Origin of the sequence: Mediterraneibacter sp. 210702-DFI.5.30, from assembly GCF_020560115.1 — a bacterium.
In the GTDB taxonomy this organism is placed as follows: Bacteria; Bacillota; Clostridia; order Lachnospirales; family Lachnospiraceae; genus Mediterraneibacter; species Mediterraneibacter faecis.
This window is the reverse complement of sequence record NZ_JAJCME010000120.1, coordinates 1-253: the sequence shown is the minus strand read 5'-3', so window position 1 is coordinate 253 and position 253 is coordinate 1. Positions and strand designations below refer to the sequence as shown.

Here is a 253-nt window from a genome sequence, read left to right as displayed (position 1 = left end):
CAAACGAGCGCGAAAAAACACAGTGGCAAGGCCAAACAAGCAGCAAAGAAGAAACCGGCTAAAACTAAGAAGCATCATGCTTTTGACAATCTGATTCAGCAAAAGCTCAAACTGAATCTGCATGGTCAAAAAGTCGGCGTCGCGATTGGCAATGGTCAAAACGGTGAGATGCTCAAAGAAGTCGTGAAAAGCTACCATGGGAATCCCAAGCTCATCGACGCCTTCTCTGGCAAACGCAAGACGCTGCGCAAAC

The 253-nt window shown here is 47.4% G+C and carries 1 protein-coding gene; it reads left to right on the top strand.

The window, feature by feature from the left end:
• Positions 1–253, top strand: a 253-nt coding sequence (locus LI126_RS14925; RefSeq protein ID WP_227165705.1) for a hypothetical protein, incomplete at both ends; no start/stop codon positions are given.